Below are 22779 nucleotides of genomic sequence, written 5' to 3'. Positions count from 1 at the left end.
GCCGTGGTCCGCAAGGCAGGACCAGATGACGGAACTTGTAACGCTTGAAACCCAACTCATGGCCGAAGTGGCGGCTGCGACCGACGAGCAGTCGATCGAGGCCGTCAGGGTCGCCGCGCTCGGCAAGAAGGGCTCGGTTTCGGAACTGTTGAAGACGCTGGGCTCGATGTCGCCGGAAGAACGGCAGACGCGAGGCGCTGCGATCAACGCGCTGAAGAATTCCGTCACCGACGCGATCAATGAACGCAAGGGCGCGCTACGCGACGCGGCGATCGAGGCGAAGCTGAAGGCCGAGACCGTCGATGTCAGCTTGCCGGTCCGCTCCTCGCCGGCCGAACGCGGCCGCATTCACCCGATCAGCCAGATCGTCGACGAAATCACCGCCATCTTCGGCGATATGGGCTTCTCGATCGCTGAAGGTCCCGATGTCGAGACCGATTACTATAATTTCACGGCGCTGAACTTCCCCGAGGGACATCCGGCCCGCGAAATGCACGACACCTTCTTCTTCCAGCCGGATGAAAAGGGTGAGCGCAAGGTGCTGCGCACGCACACCTCGCCGGTGCAGATCCGCACCATGGAAGCGCAAAAGCCGCCGATCCGCATCATCATCCCCGGCAAGACCTACCGCCAGGATTCGGACGCCACGCACTCGCCGATGTTCCATCAAGTCGAAGGCCTCGTCATCGACAAGACGGCAAATGTCGCCAATATCCGCTGGGTGTTGGAGGAATTCTGCAAGACTTTCTTCGAGGTCGACAATGTGACGATGCGCTTCCGCCCGTCCTTCTTCCCGTTCACGGAGCCCTCTTTCGAGGTCGATATCCAGTGCGACCGTTCCGGCCCGATCGTCAAGTTCGGCGAAGGCACCGACTGGATGGAAATCCTCGGCTGCGGCATGGTGCATCCGAATGTGCTGCGCCATGGCGGCCTCGATCCGGACGAATACCAGGGCTTTGCCTGGGGCATGGGCCTCGACCGCATCGCCATGCTGAAATACGGCATGCCCGACCTGCGCGACTTCTTCAACGCCGATGTCCGCTGGATGAACCACTATGGCTTCCGCCCGCTCGATATGCCGACTTTGTTCGGCGGTCTGAGCGCGTAAGGAAGGGATAAAGCACATGAAATTCACACTCTCCTGGCTGAAAGAGCATCTGGAAACCGACGCCACGCTCGACGAGATCTGCGCACGCCTGACACAGATCGGGCTGGAAGTAGAGGAGGTCGACGACAAGGCGGCGTTCAAGCCCTTCGTCATCGCCAAGGTTCTCTCGGCCGAAAAGCATCCGCAGGCCGATCGCCTGAAGGTGCTGATGGTCGATACAGGCAGCGGCGCGCCGGTTCAGGTCGTCTGCGGCGCGCCGAATGCGCGTGCCGGCCTCGTCGGCGCCTTCGCGGCTCCCGGCACCTATGTCCCTGGCATCGACGTGACGCTCGCCATTGGCAACATCCGCGGCGTCGAGAGCCGCGGCATGATGTGCTCGGAAAAGGAACTCGAAATTTCCGACAGCCATGACGGCATCATCGACTTGCCCGAAGATGCGCCCATCGGCACCAGCTTTGCCGCCTATGCCGGGCTTGACGATCCGATGATCGAGATCAACCTGACGCCGAACCGCCCGGATTGCACCGGCGTTTACGGCATTGCCCGCGATCTCGCCGCGTCCGGCCTCGGCACGCTGAAGCCGCGCAGCACGCCGCCCTTTGCCGTTGCTGGCGAAACGACGACCGAGCTCAAGATCGATCTGGACGATGCGCGCCTTTGCCCCGGCTTTGCGCTGCGCCTCGTGCGCGGCGTCAAGAACGGCCCGAGCCCGAAATGGATGCAGCAGCGGCTGCTCGCCATCGGCCTGCGCCCGATCAGCGCGCTGGTCGATATCACCAACTACATGACCTTCGATCAGGGCCGGCCGATGCACGTCTTCGACGCCGCCAAGGTCAAGGGCAATCTGGTCGTGCGCCGCGCCAGGGACGGCGAAACCGTGCTGGCGCTGGATGAGCGCGAATACAAGCTCAACCCCAGCAATGTCGTCATCTCCGATGACAACGGCGTCGAGTCGATCGGCGGCATCATGGGCGGTGAGCATTCCGGCTGTGACGCGAACACCACGGACGTGCTGATCGAGTCGGCCCTCTGGGATCCGATGAACATCGCCAAGAGCGGCCGCGGCCTCGGCATCATCACCGATGCGCGCTATCGTTTCGAGCGCGGCGTCGATCCGGAATATATGGTCCCCGGCCTTGAGCGCACCACGGAGCTGGTGCTTGCCTCCTGCGGCGGCACGGCTGCCAGGGCGCGCGTCGAAGGCTACAAGGGTTATGAGCCTAAGGTCGTCGATTTCCCGCTGTCGGAAGTCAAGCGCCTGACCGGCCTCGAAGTCTCGGCCGATGAGAGCAAATCCATCCTGGCGAAGCTCGGCTTCTCGGTCTCCGGTTCGGGCGAGCGCATTTCTGTCACCGTTCCCTCCTGGCGTCCGGATGTCGACGGCAAGGCCGATCTCGTCGAAGAAATCATGCGCATCCATGGCGTCGACAACATCAAGCCGCAGCCGCTCACAAGCCATGCCGCCGTCAACGGCAAGATCCTGACGACGCTGCAGATCCGCACGCGCACGGCCAAGCGCGCGCTTGCCTCCCGCGGCATGCTGGAAGCCGTCACCTGGTCCTTCATCTCCGAAGATCAGGCCAAGCTCTTCGGCGGCGGCTCCAATGCGCTGAAGCTCGCCAACCCGATCGCATCAGACATGTCCGACATGCGTCCTTCGCTGCTGCCGGGCCTGCTGTCGGCGGCGCAGCGCAATGCCGACAAGGGCTACGGCGACGTCGCGATCTTCGAAGTCTCCGGCACCTATGAGAACGACACGCCCGAGGGCCAGCGTCGTGTTGCCGGCGGCATCCGCCGCGGCACGGCAACGCTCGCCGGTGCCGGCCGTATGTGGTCGAACGCCGCCAAGGGTGGCGGTAAGCCGGTCGATGTCTTCGATGCCAAGGCCGACGCATTGGCGGTGATGGAAGCTTGCGGCCTGCCGATGGGCAATATCCAGATCGAGCAGGGTGGTCCCGCCTGGTATCATCCGGGCCGTTCCGGCACCATCAAGATGGGTCCGAAGGTCGTGCTCGGCTATTTCGGCGAATTCCATCCGAAGACGCTGGAAGCGCTCGACGTGTCAGGCGCTCTTGCCGGCTTCGAAGTCTATATCGATGCCATGCCCGAGCCGAAGAAGAAGGCGACCCGCACCAAGCCGGCGCTGGAGCTTTCTCCTTTCCAGGCCGTCAAGCGCGACTTCGCCTTCGTGGTCGATAAGTCGGTGGAAGCCGGCGCCATCATCCGCGCCGCCGTCGGCGCCGACCGCAAGCTGGTAACCGGCGTCAACGTCTTCGACATCTTCGAGGGCGCGTCGCTCGGCGAAGGCAAGAAGTCGATCGCCATCGAGGTGCAAATCCAACCGGCCGAGCGCACGCTGACCGATGAGGATTTCGAGGCGCTGACGCAGAAGATCGTTGCCAATGTGACGAAGTCGACGGGCGGGGTGCTGAGAGCGTAATCGGTCGCTGCCGAGTTCGCGGAGAGCTCGGCACCCCCCTCTGTCGCTATCGCGACATCTCCCCCACAAGCAGGGCAATCACATATGAAATGAGGTCGTTGCTGCGCATTCCTTCTCCCCTCTGGGAGAAGGTGCCGTCAGGCGGATGAGGGGGGCCAAGAGCGGGAAAGTCCATGCATTTAAAGCGGCCGGCCCCCTCATCCGACCCTTCGGGCCACCTTCTCCCCGAGGGGAGAAGGAACGGCGCCAGAGGGGGGTATCAAAGTCTCGACATACGCGGTGTAGCATCATCTACCGATGCAGATGATAAACCTTGTTCACCACACTCCAGCGCCCATCGATCTTCACCAGTGACAGATAGTCCGAAAACCGCATCCCGGCGAATTCGTCGACGACCTTGACGCTTGCGGCATCGCCTTCGATGTCGATCAGCTCGATCTCCATCAGCGGTATCGTGCCGGGCGGGGCGCTGCCTTGCTCGACGATGGCGGCAATGAATTCATCCCGCGTCATCCATTCCACCGCGCCCTGATAATTGCCGATGATATCGGCCCGCGGATGGAACGCCTTGCGCAGCGCCGGCTCGTTCGCGAATGCCATGCCATCGACATAGAGATGAACAACCGCACGGATTGCCTGCTCTTCCGACATCTCGTCATTCCTCGTTTGAGTATCCGATAAACTATCACAGGTGGGTCTGGCTCGCAAAACTCGCGGCTGAAGTCGACCTATTCCACGAAAACCCGCACGCTCGCCGCGCGTCCCGCCGCATCGATGACGGTCAACGTCGAATATCCCGCACCGTCGGGCGTCCACTGGTTGGTACGGCGGCGCGACATGTCGGGCAGCGGCTTGCCGTTGGCGAGCCAGCGGAACGGCGCCCGTCCGCCCTGCAGCTTCAGCGCCAGCGGCGCGATCTGGTCATTGCCGCTGCTTGCGCCGAGATCGACGCGGGCCCCTTCCGGCGGATAGACGATCTGCGGCGCCGGCTCGCGGCTGGAGGCGGCCAGCAGCCCGGCGGCGGTGACGGAAAAGCGCCGCTGGCTGATCGGCAGCTCGGTCGGCGCGATGCGCACGGCGCCCATGGGAGCCGAAGGGAAGGGGGTTATGGCAACGCCCGATTTGGCGAAAGCCTCGAACAGGATGGGAGCGGCCGAAACATAACCCGCCAGCCCCGGCACGGCGCCATTGTCCGGCCGCCCGACCCAGACGCCGAGCACATGCGCGCCGTCATAGCCGATCGACCACGCATCGCGGTTGCCGTAGCTGGTACCGGTCTTGTAGGCGATGCCGAGCTGCTTGCTGCCGCGCGGCGCGATGATATCGGAGAGAATATCGGTGATGTTCCATACCGCGATCGGCTCCATCAACGGTTCGCCGTCGATCGGTCCCGGCTGATCTTGTATGCCATCGCCGATCCGCATCGCCTTGCCGCGATTGGCGAGCCCGGCATAGAGCTGCACGAGGTCCTTCAGCGTCACGCCGACGCCGCCAAGGCCGATGGCTAGACCAGGCGCTTCGTTCGGCGGCAGCTTCGGCTTCACCTCGGCGCTGCGGAAGCGCACCAGCAGCCGCGTCGGGCCGACGGCATCGAGCAGGCGCACGGCCGGCACGTTGAGCGAAAGCTGCAGCGCCTGGCGGACGCTGACGTCGCCTTGATAGGTCATGTCGAAATTGCGCGGGCGGTAGCCGTAGAAATCGGCGGGGCGGTCCTCGATGATTGTTTCCTGCGCCACATAGCCCTGCTCGAAAGCGAGGCCGTAGATGAAGGGCTTCAGCGTCGAGCCGGGCGAGCGCAGCACGCGGGTCATGTCGACCCAGCCGGCGCGGGAGGAATCAAAATAATTGGCCGAGCCGACTTCGCCGATGATCTCGCCGGTTTTGGCATCAGCCATGATCATGGCGACCGATACTTTCGGCCCGAGCCGGATTGCCGCCGCATCCGCTACGGCCTCCAAGCCCTGCTGCACATCGCGCCGCAGCGTTGTCTTGTGCTGGATGATGCCGGGCTGCTTCCGGAGCGCCAGTTCGGCCAGATGCGCGGCATAGGCCGGCAGCTGCCGCCGCTGTGCCGGAATAGGAGACAGCGAAGCCCGTTCCGCTTCCCCTTCGCCGATCACTGTAGCAACGGCTGCGCGCTCGAGCACGCGATGGCGGGCGGCCTGGGCGGCGGCGAGGTTGCGGTCCGGCCGTCGCCTTTCCGGCAGCTGCGGCAGGGCGACGAGCAGGCCCGCCTGCGCGACCGTCAGGTGCTTCGGCTCCTTGCCGAAATAGGCAAGGCTCGCAGCGCGCACGCCTTCCAGATTGCCGCCATAGGGTGCATGTGTGAGATAGAGATCGAGGATCTCTTCCTTGGTCAACCGCCGCTCGATCTGGATGGCGCGAACGACCTGCAGAAGTTTTGCCGTCAGGGATCGTTCGCTGCGCGGTTCGATCAGGCGTGCCACCTGCATGGAGAGCGTCGAACCGCCTGAGACGATGCGGCCATGCGTGACGAGCTGCAGGAAGGCACGGCCGATCGCCATCGGGTCGATGCCGTGATGATCGTAGAAGCGCCGGTCCTCATAAGCGACCAGCATGTGCAGATATTGCGGATCGACATCGGCAACGCTGGTCTTCAGCCGCCAGCGCCCCTCGGGCGTGGCGAAGGCGCGCAGAAGATCGCCATTGGCGTCGAGCACTTCGGCAGAGACCACACGAGCATTATCCAGCGGCGGCGGATAGGCGTGGTCTGCAGCTTCCAGGCCGAAGACCAGAGCCACCGCCGTCAAGACGGTGGCTCCAAAGCCGATCGCAATTTTCCACCGCGCCTTCATGGCTGTTTCTTACTGCTGGGCGCCCAGCACCTCCATGCGGCCCATCGCCGTGCGGGCCGAGAACTGCGGACGATACATGTCCTCGACGCTTGCCGCCGGATGATCGTAGACGCCGGGGGTCACGGCACGCACGACATAGGCGAAGGTCAGGTCACGATCGGCGCCGGAGTTCTGGTCGAAGGCTGCGACGAAGCGGTCGTTGCGGAATTCGACATGAGCGGGCTGAATTTCGCTGAGCCAGTCGAAGTTCGAAAGCTGGGCGCTGTTGACGATGCTCGGATTGTCGATCTCGAAGCCGGCGGGCAGCAGATCGGTCACGAGCAGGCGTTGCGGCCAGTCATTGTCCTCGGTCACATGCAGCACGACGACATAGCGCTCGTTCTGCTGCGCCTGGCTGACATTCGCCTCTTCGCCATCGAGCGTGTAGTACTTGCGCTCGATCTTGAAGCCGCTGCCGCCGGCCGGCAGCGGCGCAACCGGAGCCGCGACAGTGGTCACGGCAGCCGACAGCGGCTGGCGGGTGGTGTTGGTGACGGTCAGCGGATGGCCCATCAGCGCATCGCCCGACATCTGGGCCATGTAGGTGCCACTATGGGCAGCGCCGTTGACGTCGAGCGTCAGGCCATCATCGCCGTTCTGCAGGGCGCGGGCGGCGAGAAGCATCCAGGTCTGTTCCTGCGTGCTGGTATATTTCTTGGTCTGCCAATCCTTGGCGACGACGCTTGCGAGCTCGGGAATGATCGGCGGCACCGGGCGGCTTTCGGCGGCAAGCGCCAGCACGGCGGCACCGTCGCGCAGCGACGAACCGTAATCCGAGCGGACGAAGCTGACCTTGGTGACCGCCGCCTTCTGCGACATCTGCAACGAGTCCACGAAGATGTTGCGCGAGCGCTGTGCATCCCCATAGAGCGCGAGAGCCGCGGCCAGGTGCGCCTTGGAGAGCGGCGTCGGGAAGTCGTTCAGCATCGTGTCGGCGTAGTAGCGCAGATCGCTGATCGAGGCCTTCTTGTTGCGCGCCAGCACATAGAGCGCATAGGCGATCTCGTTGCCGTTGTCCTTGACGTTGGTATTGGCGCTCAGCGCATTCTGGAGGTTTTCCAGCGCCTGCACCATGGCCTGATCCGGCACGTTGTATTTCTGCTCGCGAGCGCGGGTCAGGAAGTCGGTCACATAGGCGTCGAGCCAGAGGTCGCCCGAGCCGGGGCTCCAGAGGCCGAAACTGCCGCTCGAGGACTGGTAGGACATTTCGCGATAGATGGCATCCTGCACGCGCTTGCGGATCTCGGTATCATCGGCAAGCCCGTTTTTGATCGCCATGTCGCTGAAATAGAGCAGCGGCAACGCGCTGCTCGCCGTCTGTTCCGCGCAGCCGTAGGGATAGCGGCTGAGGCTCATCAGCAGCGCCGGCACGTCGAAGGCGCTGGAGCGGCTGACATTGACGCTGACCGAGGCGCCGGGCAGCACGCTGTCGGCGAGAAGGTCTGAATTGACGGTCAGGCTCTTGCCGGGCGCGAGCGCGATGACACGCCGTTCGGTGACCGGCAGCTGCGCCGGGCGAACGGGGATATCGACCGATTGATCGAGCGACATGCCAGAGGCATTCGACAGCTTGATCGAAACCGTGCCGTCGCCCGGCTGCCCACCGGTCAGCGGCAGCGTGATGTTGTATTTGCCACCGGCCTGCAGGTTGACCTTCTGCTGGGTGGCGCTCGCATCCACGGTCACGGCGCTGTTGCCCGTGACGGCGAGCGTGTATTCGCCGGCGGGAGCGTCTGTGTTGGCGACGTCGAGACGCAGGTTGGCGTTGTCCCCGGGGGCCAGGAACTTCGGCAGGCTTGCGGTGACGACGACCGGATCACGGATGATCACGTCCTGCGTCGCGTGGCCGACGCCGGCCTTCGACCAGGCAACGGCCATCAGGCGTGCCGTGCCGTTGAACTGCGGAATGTCGAAGCTGACATTGGCCTTGCCATTGGCATCGAGCTTGATCGGACCGGAGAAGAAGGCGATCAGCTTTTCCTTCGGCGGGCTTGCCTGCAAGGCCGCCTGTCCGCCGTCGCCGCCGGTGCGCAGCTTGCCGGTTGCGCCGAGCGAGCCATCGATCAAGCGACCGTAGATGTCGCGGATTTCAAGGCCGAGCTGGCGCTGGCCATAATACCAGTCATCCGGCGCTGGCGGCTGGTAGCGGGTCAGATTGAGAATGCCGACATCGACGGCGGCGATGGTGACATAGGCGTCCTCGTTGGCGCCTGCGCCGGCGACCTGCAGGCCGATATCAAGCGGCTGGCGCGGCAGCGTCTTCTGCTGTGCGTCGATCTTGACCTGCAGCTTGCGCTCGCCGGGATCGACCGGCGCCCATTTGATGCCGATGGCGCGCATCGGCATGCGGCTTTCCTGCGCTTCGCCGGGACGGAACAGTGTGGCCGTCAAGTATGTGCCGGCGCCCCAGTCGGCGGTCACCGGAACATCCACTTCGCCGCCATTGGCGCCGATATCGGCATTGGTGACCGAGATCAGGGTTTCGGAGCCGGCCGTCACCATCAGCTGGCCGGCATAGCGCGAGGTCACCTTGAGCTTGGCGGTATCGCCGACACGGTAGCTTTCCTTGTCGAGCGCGATTTCAAGCGCATCCGGCGTTTCCGTCGAGGTAGAGGCGACATACCAGCCGGCATTGAACTCGATGCTGGATTCCGGGCCGTTCGCATCGGCGGTGGATACTTCGAGACGGTAGCGGCCCCAGGTGACGGGCATGGAAATCGCCGCGCCATCGGTCGTGGCATTGACTGTGCCGACTGCCACCTGCTTGGTGGACATGATCGGCTCGAACTTCCAGCTGCTGCCGTCGCGGTACCATTGATAATTGCGCTCGACGCTCAGCAGCTTCCAGGTCAGGCCCTGCATCGCCTGCTTCTGGCCGTTGGCGTCGACGGCGATGACGTGGAAATTGCCGACGGTATTTTCGCCGAGATCACCGTCGAATTCCGGCTTGATGCCGATGCGCGGCCCATCCGCCTTGACGGGCAGCGTCAGCGAACGCTCGACGGCGCGGCCGCCGGCTTCCTGCATGCGCACCGTGATATTGGCGTTCAGGAGCTGTGTGGTCGAAGGCGTGTCGTTGATCGTGACGTTGAAGGTGGTCTTGCCGTTTTCGTCGAGCGCCTGCAGGTCTTCGAGCGGCACTTGCGTGCTTTCGGCCTTGCTGTCGCCGCTGCCGCTGTCCTCGTCGTCATTGTTTGCGTTTGCCTTGCCGGCACCCTCGTCGGCGAGGCCGAACTGATAGCCCTTATAGGCGTCGCTCTGGCGCGTCGGCTTCAGCGTCACTTCGCCTTCCAGATTGAGGCCGGCGGCCGGCGCACCATAGAGGTAGCGTCCGTCGACATTGACCGGCGTCGGCTGGCCGACTTCGATTTCCTTGGCGTCGCTCTTCATGTCGAATTCGATGCGATCCGGCACGAAGTCGTCGACGAGGAAGGTCTGCGAGCCGATGGAGGAGCCCTTCGGGTCGGTATAGATATTCATCGTCCAGGTGCCGCGCATCGAGGTCTGCTGCAGCGGCAGGTCGACATTGTAGCCGCCGAGCTTGCCGCCGTCGGTGATGATGCGGCGATCCTCGACGCCATCCGGGCGCAGGAAGACGAAGGTGAGCGGCAAGTTTTCGACTGCCGTCGAGCTGACGTCGCGGGCAAGTGCGGAGGCATGCACCGTCTCGCCGGCGCGGTAGATACCGCGTTCCGTCCAGGTCAGCAGGTCGATGGCGCCCGGCGCGGTTCTGCCTGATACCCCGCGGTCGGAAAGATCAAAGCCGGCGCGCGTCATGTCGAGGAAGACATAATCCTGATCGCCGTTCTCAGCGGTGATGACGGCCGGCGTCATGCCCGCCGTGCCGCGCATCAGGCCGGCGCTGAAGGTGGCGCGGCCATTGTCGTCCGTCTTCGCCGTGCCGAGGATTTCATTGTTCTTGGCGAGAAGTTGCAGCTGGATACCGGCGAGCGGCTTGGCGCTGCCGAGCGAGCGGGCGAAAACATTCAGTCCGTCGGTGCCGGCATAAGTGGTGACGCCGATATCGGAAACCATGAACCACTGCGTCGCCTGCGGGTCCCACTCATGGCCGCCGCTGTCGGGCGCGACCGCCGTCAGCACATAGACGCCGGGCTTGCGCTTGGGCAGCACCTCGTCCACCGGGAAGCTGGTCGCGACTTCCCTGTTGAGTTCCTGCTTGATCTCGATCGAACCCTGCCAGACCAGCTCGCCATTGGTGTCCTGGACGGTTTGGGCGCTGTAGCTGTCCATCTGCGTCAGGAATTGCGAGCCGTTCAGCAGCTGCGGGATATTGCGGTCGCCGATGCGGTAGAGCTTGAGATTGGCCGTATTGGCGTTGACCGAAACGATCGGAATGCCGCGGCGTGCCGTTGAGGGCAATACGAAATTGTCGCCCGTAAAGCGCAGCGAAGCCGTGCGATCCTTGACATAGACATCGACATTGACCTGCGAGGCGAGGTTTTCCTCCACGGAGGAGGGCAGGCCGGCGCGCAGCGAAATGCGGTAATGCTGGCCGAATTCCAGGCCTTCGACGCAGATCTGGTTGTCCTTGGCATCGACGCCCTTCGGTGCTGCCCCATTGACGGTGACGAAGGGGGTATAGTCGGCGCCGCTCTTCACCAGCTTTTCGGAGAACTGCACGCAGGCGCGCGGCGAGGCATTGTCGTTGTCGAGCGTATTGCCTGTCACGCGGAAGCCCTGGCGTGCCAGAAGATCGTTATAAGCCGCCTGGACGGCGGCCGAGCTGACGAGATTGAGGCTCGCCTTGTAGGCGTTAAGTGCGGGGCGATAGTTCTGCGCATTCTTCAGCGCCTCGGCAAGCACGGCCAGCGAATCGGCGCGGCTACTCGTCGTGCGGGTCAGCTGATAGCCGTTGAGCGCGGCATAGGCGGCGCGCGTGGCGACGGAGGTGTCGTTCGCAATCGTGTTGGCGGCGCGCGCCAGCTCGATCCACAGATCGCCATTGTCGGGATTGAGCGAAAGCGCGCCCTGGAAGGCGTTCAGGGCATCGTTGACGTTGCCGGAGGTCAGCTCGATACGGCCGAGCGCGATCAGGCTTTCGACGCCCTGGCCTTTCAGCTCATTGCCGAGCGTCAGCGTGCTTTTCGCGTCGCGCGCGCTCTGGACGAAATTGTCGGAAAGGAAGGAAAGCGCAGGCGCCGCGCCGATATCCGGTTCGCTGGTGGCAGCCGTCTCGACGATCTTGCCGGCGATCGCGCCGGGGAAGCTGTTCAGCTGGTTGAAGTCCGACTTCATGAAGCACCACTTCACCTTGGGATTGTAGGTGAAGGCCTTGCAGGACTTATCGCCGATGCAGGAGGCGGAGCACTGGTCCAGCGTCACGTTCTGCTCGGTGCGCAGATCGAAACCGAAGTAATCGCCGTCCTTCGTGGTCACCACCTGGCGCTTGACGTCGGCGGCGGCCGAAGGGTTCAGAGAGGCGAAAGTGGCGAGAAGAAAAGCAGAGAAGCCGAGAAACGCGCGCTTAGACATAGGTCCCCCCAACGCTGTCCGTTTTTGATGGCGGCAATCTTCAAATTTCGAACCCGTTTGTCAACCGAGCGTCGAGCTACTGCTTGAGCTTCGCGCCTATGACGATCAACCTAGAAGTTTGAAAAAGCCTGCAATTCAGGCGATTCACATGTTCGGCAGCCCTTCGTTGATGCTTCATTTTTCTTTTCGGTTCCAAAATGACACCGGCCTCGATGGCCGATGTCTTCGCCTGGGCAGGAAAGGCAGCCCGTTTGTCATATGTTCGTCATCGCCAGGGAGGCATCGGTATACCGCTTGCCGGCGACCGTTTCGGGCGAGATGATGCCGCCGAGTTCCTTCAGCTCCTGCGGCGACAGCGCGATATCGGCAGCCGCCGCATTCTGCTCGAGATGGTGCAGCTTGCGCGCGCCGGGGATCGGCACGATATCCTCGCCCTGATGCAGCACCCATGCGAGCGCCAGTTGTGCGGCCGTGACGCTCCTTTCCTCGGCAAGCGCCTGCAGTCTCGCAACCAATGCCGTATTGGCATCGAAGTTTTCGCTCTGGAAGCGCGGCAGCGAGCGGCGGAAGTCATCGGCGGCCAGATCGTCCGTCTTGTGGATCGCACCGGTCAGGAAACCGCGGCCGAGCGGGCTGTAGGGCACGAAGCCGATGCCGAGCTCGCGGCAGGTGGCAAGCACATCTTCTTCCGGATCGCGGCTCCACAGCGAATATTCGCTCTGCAGGGCGGCGATCGGATGCACGGCATGGGCGCGGCGGATGGTGGCGGAACCAGCTTCGGAAAGGCCGAGCGCCCGTACCTTGCCCTCTCTCACCAGTTCTGCCATGGCGCCGACCGTGTCTTCGATCGGCACGTTCGGATCGACGCGATGCTGGTAGAAAAGGTCGATGACATCGGTGCCGAGCCGTTTCAGCGAAGCTTCGGCGACTTCCTTCACATGTTTGGGCCGGCTATCGACGCCGATCATGGCGGCCGGACCGGATTTCGTATGGTCGAGCTTGAAGCCGAATTTGGTGGCGATGACCACGCGGTCGCGAACCGGCTTCAGCACGCGGCCGAGCAGCTCCTCGTTGGTAAAGGGGCCATAGGTTTCGGCGGTATCGAAAAAGGTGACGCCGAGTTCGACGGCGCGATGGAGCGTCTTGATGGATTCGGCCTCGTCGGCGGCGCCGTAGGCAAAGCTCATGCCCATGCAGCCGAGCCCAACGGCGGAAACGGTGAGATCCTTACCAAGCCTGCGGGTTTTCATGGTGTGTTCCTCTTGAGACGTATGGGAGCGGCAGTGGTCGAAGCCCGCTGCCTGCACGCTCAAGTTAAGGTTCTGGATAATGAATGAAAATCCATGCAAATCCTAACGGGCTGTTCTATAATTTAGATCAATGAACAGAACGCAACTCTCCCAACTCACGGTTTTTGCCGCCGTTGCCGCCCATCGCAGCTTCCGCGCTGCCGGCAAGGAACTGTCGATCGCACCTTCCGCGGTCAGCCATGCCGTCTCCAGCCTCGAGGAAAGCCTCGGCGTGCGGCTGCTTGCCCGCACCACGCGCAGCGTGCTGCCGACCGAGGAGGGCCAGGCGTTGCTTCAAAGGCTGGCGCCGGCCCTGGAGGAAATCGATATCGCGCTGGAGGATACGCTCGCGACCCGTGGCCGCCCGGCGGGCACGCTGCGCATCACCGCCCCGCGCTTTGCCTCGGATCTGCTGATGGCGCCGCGGCTCGGCGATTTCCTCAACACCTATCCCGACATCACGCTGGAGATCGCCAACGAGGACGGCTTCAGCGATATCGTCAAGGAGGGCTTTGACGCCGGCATCCGGCTGGAGGAGAGCATCGAGGGCGACATGATCGCGGTAAAGGTCTCGCCTGACATCCGCACGGTCATTGCCGGCTCCCCGGCCTATTTCGAGAAGAACCCGAAGCCGCTGCATCCGCGCGATCTCGTTCATCATCGCTGCATCAAGCGGCGATTTACCGATGGCTCGATCTATCGCTGGGAATTCGAGAAGGATGGCCACGAGCTGGTCGTTGCCATCGATGGACCCTTGATCGTGATCGAGGATCGGCTCGGGGTTCTCGCGGCCGTCAACGGTGCCGGCCTTGCCTACCTGTTCGATATCCGCGTGCAGCAGGAACTGGCCGAGGGCAAGCTCATCCGCGTGCTCGAGGACTGGTGCCCGCCCTATCCCGGCTTCTGCATCTACTATCCGAGCCGTCGGCAGATGCGCCCGGCGCTCAGAGCCTTCATCGATTTCTTCAAATATACCGGGCCTTAGACCGTTCGAAATTGCGTTGGAACAAGCAATGCACGACTGCTGACAGAAATCGGGTGGCGGCGATGCCATAACTCGTCTCGACTGATCGGATGGTTTCAGAAAGGGATTGCCGCGATGAGAAAACCGGGATCGATGAAGGGGCTTGAGGATCTCGGCCGTGTCCGGCTGTCGAAGAATTTCTTCTTTCGGGATTTCCTGCATTCGGAAATATCAGATTTCTATCGCATTCCCAATATCCCCGAAGACCCCGATCTCGCGATCGAGACGGGCCGCAGGCTCTGCGAGGAATTGCTGGAGCCGCTGGAGGCAACCTTTGGCCGGCTACATATCCGCTCCGGCTATCGCTCGCCCGAGGTCAACGCCTTCGGCAACAAGAACGGGCTGAACTGCTCGACCAATCCCCACACTGCAGCGCACCATATCTGGGACATGCGTGATCTCGACGGCTGCATGGGCGCGGCCGTCTGCATCGTCGTGCCCTGGCTGATCGACCACCACGGTCATGAAGGCGACTGGCAGAAGCTCGCCTGGTGGATCCACGATCATCTGCCCTATGCGTCGCTCTGCTTCTTCCCGAAGCTATGGGCCTTCAATATCCAGTGGCACGAGCGGCCGATGCGAACCATCCAGAGCTATGTCAGCCCACGCGGCATGCTGACCAAGCCGGGCATGGCCAATTGGGAGGGCGATCATTCCGCCCATTATGAGAGTTTCCCGAAGCTCAGAAGTTGATGCGATAGCGAATATGCCCGTCACTCTCGACGTAGCTGTCATAGAGCTTGCGGGCGGTCGCATTGCCTTCTTCGGTGTGCCAGTAAAGACGAGCCCAGCCGTTCTTCTTGCAGAGCGCGACGAGATCGTCCAGAAGCGCCCGGCCGACGCCGCGGCCCCTGGCGCTTTCATCAACGAACAGGTCTTCCAGATAGCAGTCGGGTGCGCGCACCCAGGTGCCCTCATGCGTGATGCAGAGCGTGAAGCCCTTCATTTCACCGTCGACCTCGGCCACGCGCATGAAGATGGCCGACGCCGGATCGAAGACCCGGCGCCATGTCGCATCGGTGATGTCGGACGCGATGGTGACGCCGTAGAAGGCCAGATATCCGTTCCATAGCGCGCGCCAGCGCGCCTCGTCTTCGGGCCTGGCATCTCGGATTGTCACGGTCATAGGCCCATCCTTGTTTATTTGGCCTCTATCTATTCGCCGGCTGCGTCGAGCAGGCGCATGGCGTCATCGGAAAGCGAAAGCTTCGCCGAATTGATTAGCGCGTCGAGCTGGCTGAGGCTAGTCGCGCTGGCGATCGGAGCCGTGACGCCCCGCTTGCGCAACAGCCAGGCAAGCGCGATCTCGGCGGGTTTCGCGCCGGTTTCGGCGGCAACCTTGTCGAGCGCTGCGAGAATGCGCAGGCCCTTGTCGTCGAGATAGGCGGCAACCCGGTTCTCGCGTGCCCGTCCCTCGGTATCGGCCTTGGTGCGGTACTTGCCAGTCAGGAAGCCGGCTGCGAGGCTGAAATAGGTGATGACGCCGATCTCTTGCCTGACGCAGAGGTCCGCCAGCGGTCCCTCGAAGCTGTCGCGGGCATAAAGATTATATTCGGGCTGCAGCACGTCGTAGCGCGGCAGTCCCGCCTTGGCGGCGGCATCGAGCGACGCCTGCAGCTGCGTCGCATCGAGGTTCGAGCAGCCGACATGGCGGATCTTGCCCTGTTCCTTCAGCTTGGCATAGGCGGCGAGCGATTCCTCATGCGGCGTCTCGGGGTCCGGCCAGTGCGACAGGTAAAGGTCGATGTGATCGGTCTGCAGCCGCTTCAGCGAGGCCTCGGCCGCCTCGATGATATAGCCGGCCTCGAGGCCCTTCTTGTCCGGACCCATCTCCGATCCGACCTTGGTGATGATGATGGCTTTGTCGCGCGAAACGCGGCCCTGTTTCAGCCATTTGCCGATGATCTCTTCGGAATCGCCGCCCTTGTTGCCGGGGACCCAGCTGGAATAGACATCGGCGGTGTCGATCGTGTTGAAGCCGGCGTCGAAGAAGGCGTCGAGCAGTGCGTAGGAGGTTTTCTCATCGGCCGTCCAGCCGAAGACGTTGCCGCCGAACACGATGGGGGCGACAAACAGATCGGTTCGTCCAAGCTTGCGCATGTCCATGATATCTCTCCAAATCACTTGAGGGGCAGGTCGGCGAGCGGGCGCCGGCGCGAAGGGATAAGGCAAGGCTAGCGGCCTTTCGCGATGAACGCCACAAACGATTTCTTTATTCCGCCGCCGAACGCCGATAGTGGCTTGGCGGCAGCGCGTTGTATTTCGACCAGACGCGGCGCATGTGCCGCGGCGATGCAAAGCCGGATTTCTCCGCCACGCCCTCCATGTCCAGCCGCGAATTGGCGAGCACGTCGCGCGCCAGCGTGACCCGCATCAGGTTGACATAGGCCGTGACAGACAGGCCGGCATGCTCCTGGAACAGCCGGGAAATATGGCGCGCGCTCATCGCGCCGATGCCGGAAAGCTCGGAGAGCGACCAGCCATGGGCGGGATCGGCCATGATTGCATCCTGAACACGATGGATAGCGGGGTGCACATGGTTGCGGCCGCTGAGCCAGGGGGAAAGCTGCGGCTCGGCGCCCGTCCTTCGCATGTAGACCACCATGTGCCGGGCAATCGTCAGCGCCGTCACCGGCGAAGTCAGCTTGGAGGCGAGATGCAGCATCAGGTCTGTGCCTGTGGTGATGCCGGCGCTCGAATAGCGGTCCCGGTCTTCGACATAGAGCCGGTTGTCGAGAACCCTTGCCGTCGGCGCATGTTCCCGAACTTCGTCGAGGCAGGCGGCATGCGTGGTGCAGGCATAGCCGTCCATCAACCCGGCGCGGGCGGCGAGCACGGCGCCGGAGCAGATGGTGACGAGAGTGATGCCCGGCCGGATCGCACCTCTCAGCCAGCTCGCAAGCTTGGCAAGTTCCGGTTCGATATCCTCGGCATCGTCGGGCGGCGTGATGCTGCCGGACAGGATGACATAGGCGCCGTCGGGAATGTGATCGGGCAATGGCTTTAGATCGGCAAGCATCAGCCCGACCGAAGTCGTCTGCGCTGACTGGGCAGCGATAAACTGATAATCGAACAGGACGTCGTCCTGTTCGATATTGGCGCGGCGCAATACCTCCACCGGTCCGGCCACGTCCATCAGCAGCGTATAGGGCGGCAGAAGCACGTAAACGGGAATGGTCCGCCGATGGAGGCGTCGGTCGCTTTGCGTCATGCGGCACTCCGGATCGATGCGCCGGCAAGCGCCTCTTCGACGGTCGCAATGCGGGCGAAGCGGCCAGACAGCACCAGCTCGCTGCGCTTCTTGATATCATCGGCGCTGAAGACCGTGCCCGAGGCATGCGTCATCGGGAAGGTCAGCGTCGCCTCTGTGACGTAGTCGACCTCATAGTCGAGATCGGATGCGTGCCGGGTGGTCGTCTCGCAGCATTGTTCCGTGCGGATACCCGAAACGATCACCCTGCGGATGCCGTTTGCCACCAGCCAGACATCGAGGCCGGAGCCGACGAGCGCCGAATGGCGACGCTTGTGAAATACGGCATCGGCCTCCAGCGAGATTTCATCGAGCTTGCGAACGAAGCCATTCTTGAGGCTGAAATGCGCGTCGCTATCCTCGACATGGAAAATCTGTACGACGGGAATTCCCTTTGCCTTGGCGCCGTCGATCAGAGCCTGCAGGCGGTTGGTGAAAACAGGCAGGTCGTCCGTTTGCCAATAGGGACGCTGGCGAAAGGATTCCTGGACGTCGATGACGAGCAATGCGGTATTAGCGTGGGACATTTTCGTATCTCCTGTGCTTGAAGGATAGCCGAGATTAGGCATCGTTTTAAAGCTCCGAAAGCCATCTGACAGACAGAAAGAGGACAAATACGGACATGCTGCGGAGGTTGTCGTGCCGCCGCGTTCGCGCCTACGCGCCGTCTCTGGCGTTGCGCCTTCGGCAAGGGCCGAATAAGGTTGGCGCCGGTTTCGTCCAGAGCGGAACGCCCCCGTTTCGCTTGCCCCACCATGTTCACCAAGGATCCCGCCGGAGGGCCATGTCGCGATCATCGTCATGCGCCCCTCTGCTTCGGGACGATGTTTCAGGAGAGAGATCATGCTGCGTTTCGGAATTCTGTCGACGGCGAAGATCGGCCGCGATCTGGTCGTGCCTGCCATTCAGGATGCGGAAAACTGCGTCGTTACGGCAATCGCCAGCCGTGATCTCGCCCGTGCCCGGCAGATGGCCGACCGTTTCTCCGTGCCGCATGCCTTCGGCTCCTATGAGGAGATGCTCGCCTCCGATACCATCGACGCCGTCTACATTCCCCTGCCGACCTCCCAGCATGTCGAATGGACGATCAAGGCCGCCGAGGCCGGCAAGCATGTGCTCTGTGAAAAGCCGATCGCGCTCAAGGCGGAAGAGATCGACAGCCTGATCGCCGCCCGCGACCGCAACAAGGTTCTGGTGACGGAAGCCTATATGGTCACCTATGCGCCGGTCTGGCGGAAGGTTCGCTCGTTGCTCGCCGATGGCGCCATCGGCCGCTTGCGCCACATCCAGGGCGCCTTCACTTATTTCAACCGCGATGCGGGCAACATGCGCAATATTCCGGAACTCGGCGGCGGCGGTCTGCCCGATATCGGTGTCTATCCGACGATCAGCACCCGTTTCGTCACCGGCCGCGAACCCCTGCGCATCCAGGCGGTGACGGAGCGTGACCCGGAATTCGGCACCGACATCTACTCCAGCGTCAAGGCAGACTTCGGCGACTTCGAGCTCACTTTCTATATCTCGACGCAGATGGCCAACCGGCAGGTCATGGTCTTCCATGGCACCGAGGGCTTCATCGAGGTGAAGTCGCCCTTCAATGCCGATCGCTATGGCGCGGAAGAGCTGGAACTGACCAATCGCGGCCATTCGGAATCGCAGATCTTCCGTTTCCCCGACAGCCGCCAGTACAGGCGCGAGGCGGAGGCTTTCGCCTCGGCCGCGCTCGGTCAAGGTGCGGAGGTCGTATCGCTGGAAAGCTCGAAGCTCAACCAGAAGGTCATCGACGCCATCTATCGCGCCAGCGAGAAAGATGGCTGGGAGCCGGTCTGATAGAATTTAAGGGTTTTGCCGGTGGCGGAAGACGAAGCGTGAATAGCCGAAGAAGCTGAACGCCGTTGCCGCCGCCGAAGCAAGCGTCAAAGCGATGATCGGTCGCAGCGCCGGCTCGGCCATCAGCAACGAGCTGAACAGAGCATAGTTCAAGAGGGCCGAGGTCAGGCCGACCGAACCGTAGCGGAAGCCTTCCGCCGCCAGCGAGCGTTCGGATCGGCCGAAGGTGAAGTTACGGTTGATGAACCAGGTGGCAAGCAGCGCACTCGGGATCGAGACCGCCCGGCCGACGAAGGGGCCGAAGGGCGTAAACCACAGCAACAGATGCAACACGCCGGCATCGACGACAAAGCCGACGCCGCCGGCGATCAGGAAGCGAAACAGCTTCTTCATGCAGCCTTGGCCCTTTTCTTCCGGCTTGCCGGCTTTTCGAGCTCGGCCATGTAGACCGTCCGATCGTCGCCGTTTTCGCGGGAAGCCGGCTTGGCGAGACTCATATAGTGGATGCGCAGCTGTTCCGCGCGGGCGCGGGCGAGCGAATCGAGGATCAAGCCGGCCGTGAACAGCATGAAGGCGATCATCGTCAGCGCCACGGAAAGCACCCAGGTCGGCATGCGCGTCACCAGCCCGGTTTCGAAATATTCGACAAGGACCGGAATGCCGAAACCGACGCTGAGCTCCATGGCGACGGCGCTCAGGATGCCGAAGAAGGCGAAGGGCCGCGTTTCCTTCATCAGCATCGCGAACATCCAGAGAATCTTGCCGCCGTCACGAAAGGTGGAAAGCTTGGAGTGTGAGCCTTCCGGCCGCCGGCCGTAGTCGAGTTCCAGTTCGCTGACGGGCAGCTTCAGCCGCGATGCATGCACCGACATTTCGGTCTCGATCTCGAAGCCGCCTGACACGGCCGGGAAACTTTTGACGAAGCGGCGTGAGAAGGCCCGGTAGCCGGAGAAGATATCGGTGAAATCGGCACCGAAAATGGTGCGATAGAGCCAGTTGAAGATGCGGTTGCCGAAGGCATGACCCTGCCGTCCGGCATCGCTATGGACGTTGCGGCGGGTGCCGACGACCATGTCGGATCCCTCGGTCAGCAGCGTGCGGATCAGCTCTTCGGAGTCCTCGGGCGCGTAGGTGCCGTCGCCATCGGCCATAAGATAGATATCAGCCTCGATGTCGGCGAACATGCGCCGCACCACATGCCCCTTGCCCTGCCGGCGCTCGCGCACCACGGTCGCGCCCGCGAGCATGGCGTGCAGCGCTGTGCCATCGGTCGAATTGTTGTCGTAGACGTAGACCGTCGCCCGCGGCAGCGCCTTGCGGAAACCGCGCACGACGTCGCCGATCGTCGCAGCTTCGTTGTAGCAGGGCAGAAGAACGGCGATGCTCAGCTTCTCATTCCACATGGTCTTGGCCGGTTGTTCCTACGCATAAAATCAAGTTGAGGCCTGATGGACGATCCGGACGAGAGCTTATCCCGCTGGCTGTTAATAAGACCCTATGGCTGCGCAATAAAAATGGCGGGATCCCGGCTCTGCGAAAAACATTATCGTGATGAATTCGGCGGCCCACAGGCGCTTTACTGTTTTTTGATGCGCAGCCACTAGCGTATGGCCTCGAATATAATTCCAACTGGGGTTCATCGATATGGCGCAAAGCTTGGCAATGCCGCCCGAGGCAGCCGGAGCGGCGGAGAAGACGGCGTCGCGATACTGGTCTCATCCTGCCTTGGTCGCGTTCATCTATGCCGTCGTCGTCATCATCGCGCAGCTCGTCATTCATCGTAACCTCACGGACTATGTCGGCCCGGACAATGACGACGCCATGCGTCTTGTCGAAGTGCGCGACTTTCTCGCCGGTCAGGGTTGGTTCGACATGATGCAATATCGTCTCGGCCTCGAAGGCGGGACGCTGATGCATTGGTCGCGCTTCATCGATCTGCCGATCGCAAGCCTCATCCTTTTCTTCCGGATCTTCTTTTCGCCGGAAGGCGCCGAAGCGGCGGCACTGACCGTCTGGCCGCTCATGCTCATCCTGCCGTTGATGTTCTTCATGGGCCTTGCAGGCCGCCGCATCGCCGGCGCGGAAGGCATGCATTTCTCGCTGATCCTGACCTCGCTGTTCGTGGTCATCTCGCCGCGCTTCGTGCCGGGCTCCATCGATCACGACAATGTCCAGCTCGGCCTTGTCGCCCTCACTGTCGCCATGCTGGTCGATGAGAGCTATCGGCCGCGCAACTTTGCCATCGCCGCCATCGCCCTTGCCATCCAGCTCGGCATCGGCGCGGAGACGACGCCCTTTGTCGCCGTCGCCTGCATGTCGGTCGCCTGTTTGTGGACCTGGAAGGGTGAAGACTTCGCACCTGCTGCCAAGGCCTTTGTCCTGACGCTGACGATTGCCGTCAGCGCGGCCTTTTTCTCGCTGGTGCCGCCGCGCCTCTATTCGACCGTTACCTGCGACAATCTCTCGCTTGGCTTCTACGGCATCACCAGCGCCGGCTGCGTCGGGCTTCTCCTATCGGCGCTCTTTGCCAGCCGTCTGTCGCGGCCGTGGCGCATTGCGGTCTTGCTGGCCAATGGGACGTTCGTGTTTGCCACCACCGTTGCGCTCGCGCCGCAATGCCTGCGCAATCCGCTTGCCGATCTGGATCCGATGTTGGTGGATGTCTGGCTGAGCAAGGTGACCGAGGCACAGTCGATCCTTTCGATGGCCCGCCGCGAGCCGGATACGCTCGGCGCCTTCTATGCGACGGGCTTCCTGGCGATGGTCGTTTGTGCATTCCGCATCCTGCGAGGCAATCGATCAGGCCTGCACGCAGTGTTGATGGCTCTGGTCGCCGTCAATTGGGTGATCGCGCTTGTGCAGGTGCGCGGCGCGGAATTCGCCAACCTGCTGGCCATCCCACCTTTGGCCCTATTGATCGCTGAATTCAGGCGCAATTACATGGCCGATACGAAAAACCTGCGATCGGCCTTGCTCTACGTGGTTGCGGCTCTCGTCTCCGTCCCAGCCGTTTGGGCCATCGGGGGTGCGCTTGCCAGCAAGCGTCTCAGCAACAGCCTTCTCGTCGCAGAGCGCGCCAAGGCCGAGGAGACTGCCGATTGCGCTTCCAAGGCGGCATTGGCGCCGATCTCCAGCCTGGAACCCGGCGTGATCGTATCGGCTTCCAACATGGGCGCGCCGCTGCTTCGCTTCGCGCCGCATCGGGCTCTCTCCGGCCCTTATCATCGCGATCAGGCCGGGATGCTGGCCGAGCTGCATATCGCCCTTGCGGAACCGCGGCAGGCGGAGGCGCTTCTGCGCGAGGCGAAGGTAACCCTGCTTGCTTTCTGCAAGAACGATCCGCAGGTGGAACTGCTGTCGGAGATGAAGTCGAAAGGGCTCTATGCTCAGCTCGGCGCAGGCCATGTGCCGGCCTATCTGGAGCCGATCCCGGCCCCGGCAGATGCGGCGGTTCGCTTCTTCCGTTTCAAGCCGCGGGAGTGACCTGGAG

16 protein-coding genes are annotated in these 22779 nt (G+C 62.7%); 6 read left to right on the top strand and 10 right to left on the bottom strand.

What is annotated here, in order from left to right:
* Window positions 1-25 precede the first annotated feature (25 nt).
* Both pheS and pheT read left to right on the top strand, forming a co-directional pair.
* The gene (gene pheS, locus HGP12_RS24190) at window positions 26-1108 is read left to right on the top strand and encodes a phenylalanine--tRNA ligase subunit alpha (RefSeq protein WP_168841343.1); all 1083 of its coding nucleotides are present in this window, start codon (window positions 26-28) and stop codon (window positions 1106-1108) included.
* A gap of 16 nt (window positions 1109-1124) precedes the next feature.
* Window positions 1125-3548: a phenylalanine--tRNA ligase subunit beta gene (pheT, locus tag HGP12_RS24185; protein WP_168841342.1), complete on the top strand. Its 2424-nt coding sequence runs from the start codon at window positions 1125-1127 to the stop codon at window positions 3546-3548.
* 291 nt (window positions 3549-3839) lie between these two features.
* Here the strand turns inward: pheT and HGP12_RS24180 are convergent, their stop codons facing one another.
* The 4 genes from HGP12_RS24180 to HGP12_RS24165 all read right to left on the bottom strand — a co-directional run bounded on the left by HGP12_RS24180 (window position 3840) and on the right by HGP12_RS24165 (window position 13146).
* The gene (locus HGP12_RS24180; protein ID WP_168841341.1) at window positions 3840-4199 is read right to left on the bottom strand and encodes a nuclear transport factor 2 family protein; all 360 of its coding nucleotides are present in this window, start codon (window positions 4197-4199) and stop codon (window positions 3840-3842) included.
* A 77-nt stretch (window positions 4200-4276) separates the two neighbouring features.
* Window positions 4277-6364, bottom strand: a complete 2088-nt coding sequence (pbpC, locus tag HGP12_RS24175) for a penicillin-binding protein 1C (protein WP_168841340.1) — start codon at window positions 6362-6364, stop codon at window positions 4277-4279.
* Window positions 6365-6373: 9 nt separating this feature from the next.
* A complete protein-coding gene (locus HGP12_RS24170) occupies window positions 6374-11896 on the bottom strand; it encodes an alpha-2-macroglobulin family protein (protein ID WP_168841339.1) in 5523 nt (1840 codons plus the stop codon).
* Window positions 11897-12150: 254 nt separating this feature from the next.
* On the bottom strand, window positions 12151-13146 hold the full coding sequence (locus HGP12_RS24165) for an aldo/keto reductase (RefSeq protein WP_168841338.1): 996 nt from the start codon (window positions 13144-13146) through the stop codon (window positions 12151-12153).
* Window positions 13147-13276: 130 nt separating this feature from the next.
* Between HGP12_RS24165 and HGP12_RS24160 the strand changes: the two genes are divergently transcribed.
* Entirely contained in the window at window positions 13277-14170 is an 894-nt protein-coding gene (locus HGP12_RS24160) for a LysR family transcriptional regulator (protein WP_168841337.1), read from the top strand.
* Window positions 14171-14284: 114 nt separating this feature from the next.
* The gene (locus tag HGP12_RS24155; protein WP_168841336.1) at window positions 14285-14902 is read left to right on the top strand and encodes a hypothetical protein; all 618 of its coding nucleotides are present in this window, start codon (window positions 14285-14287) and stop codon (window positions 14900-14902) included.
* Here the strand turns inward: HGP12_RS24155 and HGP12_RS24150 are convergent.
* The 4 genes from HGP12_RS24150 to HGP12_RS24135 all read right to left on the bottom strand — a co-directional run bounded on the left by HGP12_RS24150 (window position 14892) and on the right by HGP12_RS24135 (window position 17986).
* A complete protein-coding gene (locus HGP12_RS24150) occupies window positions 14892-15335 on the bottom strand; it encodes a GNAT family N-acetyltransferase (RefSeq protein WP_168841335.1) in 444 nt (147 codons plus the stop codon). The two genes, HGP12_RS24155 and HGP12_RS24150, sit on opposite strands and share 11 nt — an antisense overlap.
* Window positions 15336-15364: 29 nt before the next feature.
* Entirely contained in the window at window positions 15365-16315 is a 951-nt protein-coding gene (locus HGP12_RS24145) for an aldo/keto reductase (RefSeq protein WP_168841334.1), read from the bottom strand.
* 106 nt (window positions 16316-16421) lie between these two features.
* The gene (locus HGP12_RS24140; protein ID WP_168841333.1) at window positions 16422-17420 is read right to left on the bottom strand and encodes a GlxA family transcriptional regulator; all 999 of its coding nucleotides are present in this window, start codon (window positions 17418-17420) and stop codon (window positions 16422-16424) included.
* On the bottom strand, window positions 17417-17986 hold the full coding sequence (locus HGP12_RS24135; RefSeq protein ID WP_168841332.1) for an isochorismatase family protein: 570 nt from the start codon (window positions 17984-17986) through the stop codon (window positions 17417-17419). The genes HGP12_RS24140 and HGP12_RS24135 overlap by 4 nt, the downstream gene beginning before the upstream one ends.
* Before the next feature lie 316 nt (window positions 17987-18302).
* On the opposite strand from HGP12_RS24135, the gene HGP12_RS24130 reads away from it, so the two are divergent.
* Window positions 18303-19289, top strand: coding sequence for a Gfo/Idh/MocA family protein (locus tag HGP12_RS24130; protein ID WP_168841331.1), 987 nt, complete (start codon window positions 18303-18305; stop codon window positions 19287-19289).
* A 6-nt stretch (window positions 19290-19295) separates the two neighbouring features.
* Here the strand turns inward: HGP12_RS24130 and HGP12_RS24125 are convergent, their stop codons facing one another.
* Window positions 19296-19682 carry a GtrA family protein gene (locus tag HGP12_RS24125; protein ID WP_168841330.1) on the bottom strand — a complete coding sequence of 129 codons (387 nt, stop codon included), beginning with the start codon at window positions 19680-19682 and terminating at the stop codon, window positions 19296-19298.
* Window positions 19679-20692 (bottom strand): glycosyltransferase, encoded by a 1014-nt coding sequence (locus HGP12_RS24120; protein WP_168841329.1) that lies wholly within the window; start codon window positions 20690-20692, stop codon window positions 19679-19681. Before HGP12_RS24120 ends, HGP12_RS24125 begins: the two co-directional genes overlap by 4 nt.
* Before the next feature lie 241 nt (window positions 20693-20933).
* Between HGP12_RS24120 and HGP12_RS24115 the strand changes: the two genes are divergently transcribed.
* A complete protein-coding gene (locus HGP12_RS24115) occupies window positions 20934-22772 on the top strand; it encodes a hypothetical protein (RefSeq protein WP_168841328.1) in 1839 nt (612 codons plus the stop codon).
* Window positions 22773-22779 lie beyond the last annotated feature (7 nt).

This window comes from Rhizobium sp. P28RR-XV, from assembly GCF_012641385.1.
In the GTDB taxonomy this organism is placed as follows: Bacteria; Pseudomonadota; Alphaproteobacteria; order Rhizobiales; family Rhizobiaceae; genus Rhizobium.
Note: the sequence above shows the minus strand (reverse complement) of the source record. Positions and strands in the feature narration are given on the sequence as shown.

Excerpts from the sequence above, each read along its gene's own strand:
- pheS (WP_168841343.1), top strand. The coding sequence starts at position 26 with ATGACGGAACTTGTAACGCTTGAAACCCAACTCATGGCCGAAGTGGCG.
- pheT (WP_168841342.1), top strand. The coding sequence starts at position 1,125 with ATGAAATTCACACTCTCCTGGCTGAAAGAGCATCTGGAAACCGACGCC.
- HGP12_RS24180 (WP_168841341.1), bottom strand. The coding sequence starts at position 4,199 with ATGTCGGAAGAGCAGGCAATCCGTGCGGTTGTTCATCTCTATGTCGAT.
- pbpC (WP_168841340.1), bottom strand. The coding sequence starts at position 6,364 with ATGAAGGCGCGGTGGAAAATTGCGATCGGCTTTGGAGCCACCGTCTTG.
- HGP12_RS24170 (WP_168841339.1), bottom strand. The coding sequence starts at position 11,896 with ATGTCTAAGCGCGCGTTTCTCGGCTTCTCTGCTTTTCTTCTCGCCACT.
- HGP12_RS24165 (WP_168841338.1), bottom strand. The coding sequence starts at position 13,146 with ATGAAAACCCGCAGGCTTGGTAAGGATCTCACCGTTTCCGCCGTTGGG.
- HGP12_RS24160 (WP_168841337.1), top strand. The coding sequence starts at position 13,277 with ATGAACAGAACGCAACTCTCCCAACTCACGGTTTTTGCCGCCGTTGCC.
- HGP12_RS24155 (WP_168841336.1), top strand. The coding sequence starts at position 14,285 with ATGAGAAAACCGGGATCGATGAAGGGGCTTGAGGATCTCGGCCGTGTC.
- HGP12_RS24150 (WP_168841335.1), bottom strand. The coding sequence starts at position 15,335 with ATGACCGTGACAATCCGAGATGCCAGGCCCGAAGACGAGGCGCGCTGG.
- HGP12_RS24145 (WP_168841334.1), bottom strand. The coding sequence starts at position 16,315 with ATGGACATGCGCAAGCTTGGACGAACCGATCTGTTTGTCGCCCCCATC.
- HGP12_RS24140 (WP_168841333.1), bottom strand. The coding sequence starts at position 17,420 with ATGACGCAAAGCGACCGACGCCTCCATCGGCGGACCATTCCCGTTTAC.
- HGP12_RS24135 (WP_168841332.1), bottom strand. The coding sequence starts at position 17,986 with ATGTCCCACGCTAATACCGCATTGCTCGTCATCGACGTCCAGGAATCC.
- HGP12_RS24130 (WP_168841331.1), top strand. The coding sequence starts at position 18,303 with ATGCTGCGTTTCGGAATTCTGTCGACGGCGAAGATCGGCCGCGATCTG.
- HGP12_RS24125 (WP_168841330.1), bottom strand. The coding sequence starts at position 19,682 with ATGAAGAAGCTGTTTCGCTTCCTGATCGCCGGCGGCGTCGGCTTTGTC.
- HGP12_RS24120 (WP_168841329.1), bottom strand. The coding sequence starts at position 20,692 with ATGTGGAATGAGAAGCTGAGCATCGCCGTTCTTCTGCCCTGCTACAAC.
- HGP12_RS24115 (WP_168841328.1), top strand. The coding sequence starts at position 20,934 with ATGGCGCAAAGCTTGGCAATGCCGCCCGAGGCAGCCGGAGCGGCGGAG.